Origin of the sequence: Silanimonas lenta DSM 16282, from assembly GCF_000429065.1 — a bacterium.
GTDB classification, from domain to species: Bacteria; Pseudomonadota; Gammaproteobacteria; order Xanthomonadales; family Xanthomonadaceae; genus Silanimonas; species Silanimonas lenta.
This window is the reverse complement of sequence record NZ_AUBD01000009.1, coordinates 98006-110597: the sequence shown is the minus strand read 5'-3', so window position 1 is coordinate 110597 and position 12592 is coordinate 98006. Positions and strand designations below refer to the sequence as shown.

Below are 12592 nucleotides of genomic sequence, written 5' to 3'. Positions count from 1 at the left end.
GGCGCCGGGGGCCACTGTTTTTTTCCTCGGGCCTGCCGATGCCGCGCTTTCCCGCCCGCTTCCCAGCCGTCCGCTGGCAGCAGGGCTTCAGCCTGATCGAGCTGCTGGTGGTGGCGGGCCTGGCCGCCGTGGCCTTTGCTCTGTTCGCCGGCGCCCTCGTCGGCGCCCTGCCGGGGCAACAGTTGCGCGAGGCCACCGGCGCGGTGGCGGCCGAGCTGCGCGCCACCCGGGCCCGGGCGCTGGCCAGCGGGCGCGACCAGCAGTTCCTGATCGACACCGTGAACCGGGAATGGCGCAGCCTCGAGGCCGGGCGCGAGACGCCCAGGCGCCAGGGCCGGCTGCCGGAGGCCCTGCAGCTCGGCGCCACGGTGGCGCGCGAGGAGCAGCCCGGCCCCGGCATCGCCGCCATCCGCTTCTTCCCCGACGGCAGCAGCACTGGCGGGCGCATCGTGCTGCGGCGCGAGGGGGCGGCCTGGCACGTGGACGTGCACTGGCTCACCGGCGCGGTGCGGGTGGAGCGCGGGGCGGGTGGGCGATGAGGCGGGACGTGATGCGGCGGACGGGTGGGGGGGGGCGGCAGCGCGGCTTCACCCTGCTCGAGGTGCTGCTCGCCTTCGCCCTGCTCGCGGGGGCGGCGGTGCTGCTGCTGTCCATCCTCTCGAACGGCCTGCGCGACGTCGCCGATGCCGAGCGCCACGGCGAGGCCGCCCTGCATGCCCGCAGCCTGCTCGACAACCTCGGTCGGGTGGAGCGCCTGCGGCCGGGCCGCCGCGGCGGCGAGCTCGAGGGTGGGCGCTATCGCTGGACGCTGGAGGTGCGGCGCGTGGCCGATCCTCTGCCCGGCGCGGCCCTGCCGCCCGCCGGACAGGGGGGCGAGGGCGGAATCATCGATGCGGGCGAGCCGGTGCTCTACGAGCTCTCGCTGGTGCTGGAGTGGGGCGAGGGCGGGCCGCGGCAGCGCCTTGCCACCCGCACCCTGCGGGCGCTCTACCCGCTGCCGGAGGACCTGTGAGGGCGCGCGGCTTCAGCCTGATGGAGCTGCTGCTGGCGGTGGCGCTGATGGCCACCGGGCTGGCGCTGGCCTTCGGCATCGTGCAGGGCGCCACCCGGGCCGCCGCCTCGGCCGAGCGTGTGGCGATGCAGAGCGACCGGGTGCGCACGGTGCAGGGCTTCCTGCGCCGCCAGCTCTCGCTGGCCCTGCCGCAGGCCATCGACCCCGCGGCGGGCTTCGAGGAACTGCGCCTGCTGCGCCTGTCCGGCGAGCGGGTGGAGCTGGTGGCCGAACTGCCGGGCTATCTCGGCCGGGGCGGGGCCTACCTGCAGGTGTTCCGGCTGGAGCCGGGGCCGCGCGGCCAGCGGCTGGTGTTCGAGCACCGGCTGATGACCCCGGAAGGCCCGCTGCGCGCCGAGCGCCCCCCCGAGGTGCTGCTGGAGGGCCTTGCCGAGGCCCGCTTCGAGGCCCGCGGCTTCGCCCCCGATGGCCGGGTGGAGGACTGGGCCCCGCACTGGGACCGCATCGGCCAGCTGCCGAGCCAGGTGCGGCTGCTGGCCCGCTTCCGCGAGCCGCGCCAGGCCTTCCCCACCCTCGTGGTGCCGCTGCGCTACAGCCTCTCGGGCGCGACGGGCGGCCTGCCCGAGGCCGCGCGCCGCGATGGCCGGGGGGAGGGCGAGCAATGAAGCGGCAGCGCGGCGTGGCCCTGGTGGTGGTGCTCTGGCTGCTGGCGCTGCTTTCGGCGCTGGTCGGCCTGTTCGCCCTGAACGCCCATGCCGAGGCCCTGCAGGCCGCGGCCCTGCGCCAGCGGGTGGAACTGGAGCATGCGGCCGAGGCCGGGATCGAGGCGGTGGCGGCGCGCCTGCTCGCCATCGACGAGCGCCGCCGGCCCCTGCCGGACGGCCGCGAGCAGGCCTTCGATTTCGGTGACGGCATCGAGGTGCGGGTGGCGGTGGTGGACGAGAGCGGCAAGATCGACCTCAACGTGGCCGACGCCGGCCTGCTCGCCCGCCTGTTCCAGCAGTTCGGCCTGGGAGCGGGCGAGGCCGCGCAGCTCGCCGGGGCGATCGTCGACTGGCGCGATGCCGATGGCCTCGTCTCCCCCGGTGGAGGGGGCGAGGCCCGCGAGTACCGGGCGGCCGGCCTGCCCTACGGCCCGGCCGACCGGCCCTTCACCCGGGTGTCGGAACTGCAGCGGGTGCTCGGCATGCGCCATGCCCTGTACCGCGAGGTGCGGCCCTACCTCACGGTCTACACCGGGCTTGCCCAGCCCAACCTCGCCTTCGCCGACCGCCCGGTGCTGGCCGCCATGGGCCTGGCCCCCGCGGTGATCGAGCAGGTGCTGGCGGCGCGGGCGCAGCTGCAGCCCGGCATGCCGCCGCCGGTGCTGCCCGGCGGCATCGTCCTCGCCGCCTCCGGCACCGGCACGTATAGTATTTCCAGCCGCGCCGCGCGGGCCGACGGGCCGATGGCCGAACTCGAAACCACCGTGCGCGTCGGCGCGGGGGGCTTCCTCGGCCAGGTCTACACGCCGCTGGTCTGGCGCCACGGACAACAGGACTGATGGCCACCGCCCCCCTTCCCGCCAAGCTCGACTGGGACACCCTGCGCCTGCGCTGGTCGGCCAGTGCGCTCGCGCGCCATCTCGCGGCCTGGTGGGAGGACCTGCTGGCCCTGCTGCCGCCCGGCTGGCAACAGCGCTGTTTCCCGCCCGCCCGCCGGCTGTGGCTGCGGCTGGAAGGGGAGGAACTGCGGCTCGAGGAAGAGGCCGGCGCCGACCGCACTCCGCTGCCGCCGCTGCCGCTGGCAGGCGGGGAGGGGCCGGCCGCGCTGGCCGCCAGCCTCGACCGCCGTGGCGTGGAGGGCGAGCTCTGGCTGGCGCTGCCGCCGTCGCAGGCCCTGAGGCGCGAGCTGGCCCTGCCGCTGGCGGCGGAAGCCCAGCTCGAGGCCGTGCTGCGCCACGAGATCGACCGCCAGACCCCGTTCAGCCCGGACCAGGTGGTGTATGCCTCCCGGGTGCTGGCCCGGCAGCCTGCCGAAGGGCGGCTGCGGGCGGAACTCGTGGTCGTGCCGCGCGCCGTGCTGGAGGCGGCGCTGGCGGCCCTGGGGCCGCTGGCCGGGCGGCTGGCCGGCGTCGATGTCGATGATGCCGCGGCCCGTGCCGGAGGGCGCCGCAACCTGCTGCCGGCGGCCAGCCGGTCGCTGCGCCGTGACCGCGAGCCGATGCTGCGCCTCGCCCTGGTGGGCGGGAGCCTGTTCTGCCTGCTCGCTGCCGGCATGCTGAGCCTGGGCAACCGCGAGCGCGCCCTGGCCCGGCTCGAGGCCGGGCGCGATGCCGCCTTCGAGACCGCCCGCGAGGCCCGCGCCCTGCGCCAGCAGCTCGAGGCCGCGGCCTCGGCGGCCAACTTCCTCGCCGAGCAGCGCGCCGCCCGGCCGACGGTGCTGGAGGTGCTGGCCGACCTCAGCGCCCGCCTGCCCGACGACGTGCATCTCCAGCGCCTGTCGGTGGAGCAGGGGCGGATCACCCTCACCGGCTTCGCCCGCTCGGCCGGCACCGTGGTGCCGACCCTGCAGGCCTCGCCCTACCTCAAGGGGCCGGCCCTGGTGGGCACGGTGCAGCAGGACCGCGCCACCGGGCGCGACGGTTTCACCGTGGTGGCCGAACTGGTGCCGGGAGGACGCGATGCGCCCCGTCCTTGAGCGCTACCGGCCACTGCTCTGGCTGGGCCTGGGGCTGGCCCTCGCCTATCTTCTGCTGGTGCATCCCTGGTGGACCGCGCCGATGCGCGCGCTCGGCGGCAAGATCGCCGAAGTGCGTGACGAGGAGCTTGCCCTGCGCATGGAAGGGCAGCAGATCCCGCTGCTCGAGGCCCGCCTGCGCGAGGTGCGCGAAATCGAGGCGGCCAACCCCGGGTTCCTCGCCGAGCCGGACAAGGACCTCGCCACCGCGGCCCTGGTGCAGCGCCTCGAATCCGACATCCGCCGCGTCTCGCCCAACCCGCTGGCCTGCGAGATGGTGGCGCGCACGCCCCTCGAGGCCCCAGCCCGCGACCCTTACCCGCGGGTCACGGTGCAGATCCGCCTGCGCTGCGACGCCGCCCTGCTGGGGCAGCTCCTGCACGCCCTGGAAAGCGGCAGCCCGCAGCTCTTCATCGACAACCTCGCCCTCAACAGCATGGCCGGCTACTTCGGCATGGGGCAGGCGGTGACCGACACCCGCATCGACGTGGTGTTCGACCTCTATGGCTACCTGCGGCCGGGACCGCGCCCGGGGGGGCCCAATGCCTGAGCGCCTGCGCCCCGCCACCTGGCTGCTCGCCACCCTGGCCGTCTGGGCCTTCGGCCTGCTGCTGCTCGCCGTGGCCGGTCTCGGTGGCCGGGTGGGCCCGCACCCGGCCAATCCCGCCCTGGCGCCGCCGGTGCCCGAGCTGCGCTTCCGCGAGACGGCGCCGCGGCTCGGCCCGCCCGAGCAGTACCTCGCCGTGGGCGAGCGGCCGCTGTTCTCGCCGGACCGCCGCCCGGCGCCGGTGGCCGTGGCCGCCGCCGAGCAGAAGGCGCCCTTCGAGGGCGTGCTGACCTCGGTGGTGCTCACCGAGGCCCTGCGCATGGCGGTGTTCAGCGAGCAGAACGGGCAGGTGAACCGCCGCGTGCGCCTCGGCGACCCCATCCCCGGCACCGCCTGGCGGCTCGTCGGGCTGGAGCCGCGCCGCGCCACCCTGGAAGGCCCGGAGGGCCAGCGCGTGCTCGACCTGCGCCTGTTCGACGGCCAGGGCGGTTCGCTGCCCACCCCGATTCCGTTCACCGAGGCCAAGCCCGAGCAGGCCCCGGCCCCCGGTGCGCCGCAAAGCCTGGTCGAACAGGCCGCGGCCGCCGAGGCCGAGGCCCAGCGCGGTGCCGCCGACCAGGCCCAGATCGAGGCCATCCGCGCCCGCATCGAGGCGCGCCGCGCGGCCCTGCGCGAGCAGCAGGCCCGCAACGCCAACGCCCCCATCGCCGAGCAATGAGCCCCATGAAGACCACGCCGCTGCTGTCCGCCGCCCTTGCCACGGCCCTCGCCGGCTGCGCCACCGTGCCGGTGCCGGAGGTCCGCCGCAGCGCCGAGGCCGGCCCCGTGCCGGAGATCCGCCGCGCCGAGGGTGAGGTGCTGGCCGATGCCACGCCCTCCGGCGGGGTCATGCTGCAGCCCGGCACCGGCCGGGTCATCAACGAGGCGCTGGCCTCGCAGCCGCCACCGGCCCTGCCGCAGGCCGGCGAGGCCACCTTCAACTTCGAGGGCGAGTCCCTGCACGCGGTGGTGAAGCTCATCCTGGGCGATCTTCTGCAGCAGAACTACGTCATCGCCCCTACCGTGCAGGGCACGGTGACGCTCGGTACGCCGCGGCCGGTGAGCCCGGCCCAGGCGCTCGCCCTGCTCGAGATGGTGCTGGGCTGGAACAATGCCCGGCTGATCTGGAGCGAGGGCCGCTACGCCGTGGTGCCGGCCGACCAGGCGGTGGCCGGCAACCTGCCGCTGCGCACCGGCAGCCCGGCCACAGCCCGTGGCTTCGAGCTGCGCGCCGTGCCGCTGCAGTACGTCTCGGTCACCGAGATGGAGAAGCTGCTCAAGCCCTACGTGCGCCAGGGCGCGGTGGTGCAGACCGATGCCGCGCGCAACCTCATCGTGCTCGGCGGCACCCGCAGCGAGCTCGAGAACTACCTGCGTACGGTGCGCATCTTCGATGTCGACTGGCTCAAGGGCATGTCGGTGGGCGTGTTCCCGATCCAGAGCTCGGAGGCCGAGAAGATCGTCGCCGCCCTGGAGCGCACCTTCGGCCCGGAGAGCGGCACGCCGCTGGCCGGCATGTTCCGCTTCCTGCCGGTGCAGGGCAGCAACTCGATCATCGTCATCACCCCGCAGCGCGAGTACCTGCAGGCGGCGCGCGAGTGGATCGAGCGCCTCGACATGGCGGGCGAGGGCGCCAGGCTCTACGTGTACGAGGTGAAGTACATGAAGGCCGGCGACCTCGCCTCCCAGCTCGGCACGGTGTTCGATGCCCAGGTGAATGCCGGGGGCGGCGGGCCGGCGCCGGTCTCGCCGGGCCTCACGCCGGTGGAAGTGGGGGCGGTTTCCCGGCCGCCGCAGCAGCGCAGCCAGGCCCCGGCCGCCGGCAGCAGCGGCGGCACTTCGCTGCCGGGCGGGCGCGGCGGTGAATCCGGCATCGGCATCAGTGCCATCGAGGAGAGCAATGCCCTGATGGTGCGTGCCAGCCCGGCGCAGTGGGAGTCGATCCGCCGCGCCATCGAGCGCCTCGACGTGATGCCGGCGCAGGTGCACATCGAGGCCCAGGTGCTCGAGGTGGCCCTCACCGGCAGCCTCAGCTACGGCGTGAACTGGTTCTTCGACAATGCCGTGCCGGCCGAGCTGCGCGGCCTGCGCCCCGGGCGCGGCAGCCTGGGCCAGGTGGCCGGGCAGATCGCGGCCGGCGCCAGCGGCGGGCCGGCCAGCCTGGCCTACACCTTCGCCTCGGCCGATGCCGCCGCCATTGTGAGTGCCCTCGACAGCGCCAGCGACGTGCGCGTGCTCTCCACGCCCTCGGTGTTCGTGCGCAACAATGCCGAGGCCAACCTCACCGTGGGTCAGGACCTCGCGGTGGAGAGCACCACCTTCAATCCCGGCACCGGCACCGGCAGCAACGTCATCAGCAACATCCAGTACCTGCGCACCGGCACCACGCTGAAGGTGCGGCCGCGCATCGGCGGCGATGGCATGGTCTTCCTCGAGATCAGCCAGACCATCAGCTCGCCGAGCGCCGACCCCGGCGCCGGCGGCAACCCGAACGTGAGCACCCGCGAGGTGACCACCGAGGCCATGGTGCAGGACGGCGAGACGGTGATGCTGGCCGGCCTCATCAGCCAGACGGATTCCAGGGGAAGTTCCGGCGCGCCGGGGCTCTCGCGTATCCCCTTCCTCGGCGGCGCCTTCGGCCGCCAGAGCCAGTCGAAGAACCGCACCGAGGTGGTGGTGCTGATCACGCCGCGGGTGGTGCGCAGCCCGCAGCAGACCCGCAGCTACACCGACGAGTACCTCGAGCGCTTCGAGGGCATGGCGCCGCTGCGCGCGCCGGCCCGCGACTGAGCCCCCAGCCCGGCCATGCGTTTTCCCCACGGCTCCGTGCTGCGCGAGCTGCTCGGCCGCGAATGGCGCGAGCGCTACCAGGGCAGCCTGCTGGGCGCGGCCTGGCTGGTGCTGCTGCCGTTGGCCCAGCTCGCGGTGCTGGCCTTCGTGTTCGGCCAGCTGCTGCCGGCGCGCTCGGCCAGCGCCGGCATGGCCTATCCGGTCTTCCTCGCCCTCGGCCTCTTCCCCTGGCTGCTGTTCGCCAACGCGGTGAACCGCGGCGTCACCACCTACCTCGACCATGCCGGCCTGATCGCCCGCGTGCCCCTGCCGCCCGCGCTCTACGTGCATGCGCGGGTGCTGGCGAGCGTGCTGGTGGACCTGGCCGGCTTCCTCGTGGTGCTCGCCGTGCTGCTCGCCTCTGGCCTGCGGCCCTCGGCGCCCGGCCTGCTCGCCGCCACGGCGGCGCTGGCGGTGCTGGCGCTGATGGCCCTGGCGCTGGCCCGCATCGCCGCCCTGCTGCAGGTCTTCGTCCGCGATCTCGCCCCTCTCGTGGGCCAGCTCACCGGCCTTGGCTTCTTCCTCTCGCCGGTGCTCTACGAGCGCGCGCAGCTGCCGGCGCCGGTGGCCGCGGCGCTGGGCTGGAACCCGCTGGTGGCGCCCATCGAGGCGATCCGCGGCGGGCTCTCGGGCAGCGCGGCCCTGCCGTGGGCGGCGCTCGCCGCATCGGCGGCGGTGGCGGTGCTGCTGCTCGGCCTCTCGCTCGCCCTGCAGCGCCGCGCCGGCCGGCATCTGGAGGACTTCCTGTGAGCGGCGAGTGGCTGGTGCGGCTCTCCGGCGTGGGCAAGCGCTACCCGGTGGTGGGGGCGCGTGGCGACCGCCTCTCGGCCCTCGGCCGCCTGCTGCTCGGGCGCCCGCCGCGGCGCGAGGTGCCGGTGCTCTCCGGCATCGACCTCGAGGTGCGGCGCGGCGAGTCGCTGGCGATCATTGGCGAGAACGGTGCCGGGAAATCCACCCTGCTCAAACTGGTCACCGGCACCCTCACCCCGAGCGAGGGCCGCATCGAGCGCCGTGGGCGCATCGGCGCCCTGCTCGAGCTCGGGGCCGGCTTCCACCCGGAATACAGCGGCCGGGACAACGTGCGCATGGCCGCGGCCCTGCACGGGCTCTCCGGGCTCGCGCTGCAGGCCAAGTTGCCCGAGATCGAGGACTTCGCCGCCATCGGCCGCTACTTCGACGAGCCGGTGAAGCACTACAGCAGCGGCATGGCCATGCGCCTCGGCTTCGCCGTGGTGGCCGCCACCCGTCCCGACCTCCTCATCACCGACGAGGTGCTGGCGGTGGGCGACGAGCGCTTCCAGAAGAAATGCATCCGCTGGATCGACGGCTATCTCGCCGGGGGCGGCACCCTGCTGCTGGTCTCCCATAGCCCCTACCACGTACGCAAGCTCTGCCGCCATGCGCTGTGGCTGCGCGAGGGCCGGATCGAGGCCCAGGGCGAGGCGCACGCGGTGTCGCGGCGCTACGAGGCCTGGCTGGAGGCGCGTGATGCGGCCGCCGGCGAGGCGGCAGCGGAGGGCCTGCCCGAATACCGCATCGAGTCGCTGGACCTGAGCCTGGCCGGAGGGCGGCTCTCGGTGCGGCTCGTTGCCCGCTCCCGCGAGGGCGAGCGCCCGCACCTGCTGGTGGGTCTGGTGCGGGCCGATGGCACGCCGGTGTACGGCGTCAGCACCGAGATCGACGGGCAGGGGCCCTGGCCGCTGCCGGAGGGCGGCTTCGGCGCCCGGCTGGAGCTCGATGTCTCGGCCCTGCTGCCCGGCCGCTACCGCTTCCGCGCCCACACCATGGACCCCGAGGCCCTGCGCGTCTTCCACACCGTGGAGCAGGCCTTCGACCTGCCGGGCGAGAGCCGCGAGTTCGGCTTCGTGCGCCTGCCGCACCGCTGGGAGGCGCCATGAGCCCGGCGCCCGCACGCATCGACCCCAGCCGCCTGCCGGTGGTGGTGGTGCCGGTGTTCAACGCCCTGGAGGCGGTGGATGCCTGTCTCGCCGCGCTCGACCGCAGCCTGGCCCCGGGGACCCGGGTGCTGCTGGCCGACGATGCCTCCCCCGATCCGCGGGTGCCGGCCCTGCTCGAGGGCTGGGTGCGCCGCACCCGGCTCGCGGCCCGCCTGGTGCGCCGCGAGCGCAACCTCGGTTTCCCGGCCAACTGCAATGCCGCCTTCGCCGAGACCGGCGAGGACGACGTGGTGCTGCTCAACTCCGATACCGAGCCGCAGGGGCCGTGGCTGGAGCGGCTGGCGGCCTGCCTCGCCAGCGACCCTCGCATCGCCTCGGCTACCCCCTGGAGCAACAATGGCGAGATCGTGAGCTTCCCCCTGTTCGTCTCGCCCAATCCGGCGCCCGCGGATCCGGCGGCCCTCGCCGCCGCGGCCGCGCGGCTCGCGCCCGCCTATCCCGTGCTGCCCACCGCCGTGGGCTTCTGCATGGCCCTGCGCCGTGCCGCCCTGCGCGCCGTGGGGGGCTTCGATGCCGAGACCTTCGGCCGCGGCTATGGCGAGGAGAACGACTGGTGCCTGCGCGCCGAGGCCCATGGCTGGCGCCACGTGCTCTGCGACGACGCCTATGTGGTGCACCGCGGCCATGCCTCTTTCGCCGCCACCGGCCTTGCTCCCGGCGGCGAGAACCTGCGCCGGCTCAATGCCCGCTGGCCCGGCTACAACGAGCGCATCGCCCGCTACATCCTCGACGACCCGCTGCGCGGCCCGCGGCAGCGTCTTGCCGAGGCCCTCGCTATGCTGGCGGCCGAGAGTCCGCAGGGAGACCTGTTCCGATGAGCGAGGCCACGCCGCTGCCCTTCACCGGCGAGCGCTACCACCCGGAAGTGCCGCGCGAGATGGCCTACGAGCACTGGCACCGCTACGCCTTCGCGATGGAGCTGGCGCGCGGCCGCCAGGTGCTGGATGCCGCCTGCGGCGAGGGCTATGGCGCCGCCCTGCTGGCGCGTACCGCGGCCATGGTGACCGGCATCGACCGCGCGCCGGAAGTGATCGCCCATGCCCGCCGCCGCTACGTGCATCCCAGGCTGCGCTTCCTCGAGGGCGACGTGCTCGATCTCTCCGCCATCGACACCGAGAGCCTCGACCTCGTGGTGAGCTTCGAGACCCTCGAGCACCTCGCCGAGCACGACCGCCTGCTCGCCGGCTTCGCCCGGGTGCTGAAGCCCGATGGCCTGCTGCTCGTCTCCACGCCGGACAAGCACACCTACACCGACCTTGCCGGCGAGCAGAACCCGCACCATGTGCGCGAGCTCTACCGCGAGGAGTTCGAGGCCCTGCTCGGCCGCCATTTCGCCCGCTGGCGGCTCTATGGCCAGCGCGTGGTCACCCATTCCCTGCTCTGGCGCCTCGATGGCGGCACCGGCGCCACCACCGCCTTCACCCAGGACGGCGAGGACGTGTTCGGCGGCATCCGCACCCTGCCGATGTACCACGTGGCGGTGTGCGCCAAGCGCGGCGAGTCGCTGGCCGGCCTGCCGGCCTTGAGCTGCTTTGCCGATGCCCAGCAGAGCATCCATGCCCATTACCACCAGGTGATCCGCGAGCTGCTCGCCACCGACCGCTACGCCCACACCCTGCGCGAGCGCCTGCGCGCCGCCGGCCTGCCCGACGGCCCGTGACGGCAGCGCAGGGCAGCGGCGGAGTCGATGCCGTGGTGGTGGCCTACGACAGCGCCAGCACCCTCGAGGCCTGCCTGCACTCCCTGCTGGCGCAGCCGCCGCTCGTCCGCCTCGTGGTGGTGGACAACGGCTCGCGCGACGACAGCCGGGCGCGGGTGCGGGCCATGGCGGCCGGCGAGCCGCGCCTCTCGCTCCTCGAACTCGACCACAACCCCGGCTTCGCGGCGGCCTGCAATGCCGGGGCGGCGGCCGGAGACTCGCCCTGGCTGCTGTTCGTGAACCCGGACTGCGAACTGCCGCAGGGCACGCTCGAGCGCCTGCTGGCGCATGCCGCCGCCGTGCCCACGCCCGGCGCCCTCGGCGCCGACCTGCGCGATGCCGAAGGCCGGCGCGATGCCGCCGCGCGGCGGCACGACCTCAGCCTCGGCCGCCTGCTCGCCGCCCGCGGCGGGCGCGATGCCCTCGCCCTCCCGGTGGAGGAGGGCAGGGCCCTGCAGCCGGTGGAGGCCTGCTCCGGGGCCCTGATGCTGGTGCCGCGCGTGGCCTTCGAGCGTATCGGCGGCTGGGACGCCGGCTACCGCCTGCATGTCGAGGACCTCGATTTCTGCCGCCGCCTGCGCGCGGCCGGCTTCAGCGTGGCGGTGGCCAACGACGTGCCGGTGCTGCACCACCGCGGGGTGTCGAGCCGCGCCCGGCCGCTGTTCGTGGAATGGCACAAGCACCGCGGCCTGTGGCGTTACTGGCGGCGCTTCGAGGCGCCTGGCCGGGCCTGGGCCTGGCGGCCGCTGGTGGCCCTGGCCCTCGCGGCGCGTTTCACATTGATCGCCCTGCCGCGTGCGATGCTGGGAGCACGCTCCCGCCGCCGCGCCCGATGAGCCCTGGCCCGCCCGATCGCCTCGCCCTGCTCGAAGCCGTGACCCGGGCCCTGGTCGACCCGGTGTTCGTGCTCGACCGCGACGGCCGCTATCTCGAGGCCTTCGGCGGCAGCGACCGCGCGGCCTACGACAGCCTCGCCTATCTCGTCGGCAAGACCCTGCACGACATCATGCCGGCCGCCATCGCCGACGGCTTCCTCGCCGACGTGCGCCGGGTGATCGATACCGGCCAGCCGCATGTCTACGAGTACACCCTCTCGGCCGACGACTGCGCCGGCAATGCCCACGACGGCCCGCCGGGGCCGCAGTGGTTCATGGGTCGCATCGCTCCGATCGTGGCCGGGGCGGGCGACGTGCCCGACTGCGTGGCCTGGGTGGTGATCAACATCACCCGCCGCCGGCAGCTCGAGGCCGAACTGCAGCGCTTTGCCACCACCGACGAGCTCACCGGCCTCCTCAATCGCCGCGCCTTCCTCGCCCGGCTGGAAGCGGCGATGGAGACCGCCCGCGCTGCCGGCTTGCCGCTGGCGCTCGCCATCCTCGACCTCGATCACTTCAAGGCGGTGAATGATCGCTTCGGCCATGCCGTGGGCGATGCTTTCCTGCGCTACGTGGCGAAGGCCCTGCTGGCCTGGCCGGCCGCCGGCAAGGTGCTGGGCCGCATCGGCGGCGAGGAATTCGCCGTGCTGTTCGAGGGTCTTGCCCTGCCGTCGGCCGCGGCCCTGCTGCGTGAATGGCAGGCGCAGTTCCATGTCCGTCCGTTCGAACTCGCCGACCAGGCGATCGGCGTAGCCTTCAGTGCCGGCGTGGTGGCCATGGCCGACGAGGACGCCAGCACCACCGATCTCCTGCGCCGCGCCGACCACTGGCTCTACGAGGCCAAGCATGCCGGGCGCGGGCTGGTGGCGCATCCGGGCTGGATCGACCGGCGCCTGGGCTGAGCCGGGAACCGGA

At 74.4% G+C, this 12592-nt stretch carries 14 protein-coding genes; all 14 read left to right on the top strand.

Annotation, left to right across the window (positions count from 1 at the left end):
- Window positions 1–38 precede the first annotated feature (38 nt).
- From G408_RS0105940 to G408_RS0105875, 14 genes are read left to right on the top strand one after another with little or no spacing between them, the layout of a single operon-like run.
- Window positions 39–539 (top strand): GspH/FimT family pseudopilin, encoded by a 501-nt coding sequence (locus G408_RS0105940; RefSeq protein ID WP_037412505.1) that lies wholly within the window; start codon window positions 39–41, stop codon window positions 537–539.
- A gap of 11 nt (window positions 540–550) precedes the next feature.
- On the top strand, window positions 551–1012 hold the full coding sequence (locus G408_RS0105935) for a prepilin-type N-terminal cleavage/methylation domain-containing protein (RefSeq protein WP_028770357.1): 462 nt from the start codon (window positions 551–553) through the stop codon (window positions 1010–1012).
- The gene (locus G408_RS13390; RefSeq protein WP_051282666.1) at window positions 1009–1677 is read left to right on the top strand and encodes a prepilin-type N-terminal cleavage/methylation domain-containing protein; all 669 of its coding nucleotides are present in this window, start codon (window positions 1009–1011) and stop codon (window positions 1675–1677) included. The genes G408_RS0105935 and G408_RS13390 overlap by 4 nt, the downstream gene beginning before the upstream one ends.
- Window positions 1674–2555 carry a type II secretion system minor pseudopilin gene (locus G408_RS0105925; RefSeq protein WP_028770356.1) on the top strand — a complete coding sequence of 294 codons (882 nt, stop codon included), beginning with the start codon at window positions 1674–1676 and terminating at the stop codon, window positions 2553–2555. Before G408_RS13390 ends, G408_RS0105925 begins: the two co-directional genes overlap by 4 nt.
- Window positions 2555–3691: a PilN domain-containing protein gene (locus tag G408_RS0105920; RefSeq protein ID WP_037412502.1), complete on the top strand. Its 1137-nt coding sequence runs from the start codon at window positions 2555–2557 to the stop codon at window positions 3689–3691. The genes G408_RS0105925 and G408_RS0105920 overlap by 1 nt, the downstream gene beginning before the upstream one ends.
- Window positions 3675–4280, top strand: coding sequence for a type II secretion system protein GspM (gspM, locus tag G408_RS13385; protein ID WP_051282665.1), 606 nt, complete (start codon window positions 3675–3677; stop codon window positions 4278–4280). The genes G408_RS0105920 and gspM overlap by 17 nt, the downstream gene beginning before the upstream one ends.
- Entirely contained in the window at window positions 4273–4995 is a 723-nt protein-coding gene (locus G408_RS13380; protein WP_037412500.1) for a hypothetical protein, read from the top strand. Before gspM ends, G408_RS13380 begins: the two co-directional genes overlap by 8 nt.
- Window positions 4996–5000: 5 nt before the next feature.
- Window positions 5001–7106 carry a type II secretion system secretin GspD gene (gene gspD / locus G408_RS0105905; protein ID WP_156890066.1) on the top strand — a complete coding sequence of 702 codons (2106 nt, stop codon included), beginning with the start codon at window positions 5001–5003 and terminating at the stop codon, window positions 7104–7106.
- 15 nt (window positions 7107–7121) lie between these two features.
- The gene (locus G408_RS0105900; RefSeq protein WP_028770353.1) at window positions 7122–7895 is read left to right on the top strand and encodes an ABC transporter permease; all 774 of its coding nucleotides are present in this window, start codon (window positions 7122–7124) and stop codon (window positions 7893–7895) included.
- Window positions 7892–9043, top strand: a complete 1152-nt coding sequence (locus G408_RS0105895; protein ID WP_028770352.1) for an ABC transporter ATP-binding protein — start codon at window positions 7892–7894, stop codon at window positions 9041–9043. The genes G408_RS0105900 and G408_RS0105895 overlap by 4 nt, the downstream gene beginning before the upstream one ends.
- Complete coding sequence (locus G408_RS0105890) at window positions 9040–9921, top strand: glycosyltransferase family 2 protein (protein WP_037412496.1); 882 nt, start codon at window positions 9040–9042, stop codon at window positions 9919–9921. Before G408_RS0105895 ends, G408_RS0105890 begins: the two co-directional genes overlap by 4 nt.
- A complete protein-coding gene (locus G408_RS13375) occupies window positions 9918–10763 on the top strand; it encodes a class I SAM-dependent methyltransferase (RefSeq protein ID WP_051282664.1) in 846 nt (281 codons plus the stop codon). The genes G408_RS0105890 and G408_RS13375 overlap by 4 nt, the downstream gene beginning before the upstream one ends.
- Window positions 10760–11638, top strand: coding sequence for a glycosyltransferase family 2 protein (locus G408_RS0105880; RefSeq protein WP_028770350.1), 879 nt, complete (start codon window positions 10760–10762; stop codon window positions 11636–11638). Before G408_RS13375 ends, G408_RS0105880 begins: the two co-directional genes overlap by 4 nt.
- Window positions 11635–12579 (top strand): sensor domain-containing diguanylate cyclase, encoded by a 945-nt coding sequence (locus G408_RS0105875; protein WP_051282663.1) that lies wholly within the window; start codon window positions 11635–11637, stop codon window positions 12577–12579. Before G408_RS0105880 ends, G408_RS0105875 begins: the two co-directional genes overlap by 4 nt.
- The last annotated feature ends 13 nt before the right edge of the window (window positions 12580–12592 follow it).

Bases quoted from the DNA above. Each gene is read 5' to 3' on its own strand.
- G408_RS0105935 (WP_028770357.1), top strand. From the start codon at position 551: ATGCGGCGGACGGGTGGGGGGGGGCGGCAGCGCGGCTTCACCCTGCTC.
- G408_RS13375 (WP_051282664.1), top strand. From the start codon at position 9,918: ATGAGCGAGGCCACGCCGCTGCCCTTCACCGGCGAGCGCTACCACCCG.
- G408_RS0105875 (WP_051282663.1), top strand. From the start codon at position 11,635: ATGAGCCCTGGCCCGCCCGATCGCCTCGCCCTGCTCGAAGCCGTGACC.
- G408_RS0105925 (WP_028770356.1), top strand. From the start codon at position 1,674: ATGAAGCGGCAGCGCGGCGTGGCCCTGGTGGTGGTGCTCTGGCTGCTG.
- G408_RS0105890 (WP_037412496.1), top strand. From the start codon at position 9,040: ATGAGCCCGGCGCCCGCACGCATCGACCCCAGCCGCCTGCCGGTGGTG.
- gspD (WP_156890066.1), top strand. From the start codon at position 5,001: ATGAAGACCACGCCGCTGCTGTCCGCCGCCCTTGCCACGGCCCTCGCC.
- G408_RS0105940 (WP_037412505.1), top strand. From the start codon at position 39: ATGCCGCGCTTTCCCGCCCGCTTCCCAGCCGTCCGCTGGCAGCAGGGC.
- G408_RS0105900 (WP_028770353.1), top strand. From the start codon at position 7,122: ATGCGTTTTCCCCACGGCTCCGTGCTGCGCGAGCTGCTCGGCCGCGAA.
- G408_RS13380 (WP_037412500.1), top strand. From the start codon at position 4,273: ATGCCTGAGCGCCTGCGCCCCGCCACCTGGCTGCTCGCCACCCTGGCC.
- G408_RS0105920 (WP_037412502.1), top strand. From the start codon at position 2,555: ATGGCCACCGCCCCCCTTCCCGCCAAGCTCGACTGGGACACCCTGCGC.
- gspM (WP_051282665.1), top strand. From the start codon at position 3,675: ATGCGCCCCGTCCTTGAGCGCTACCGGCCACTGCTCTGGCTGGGCCTG.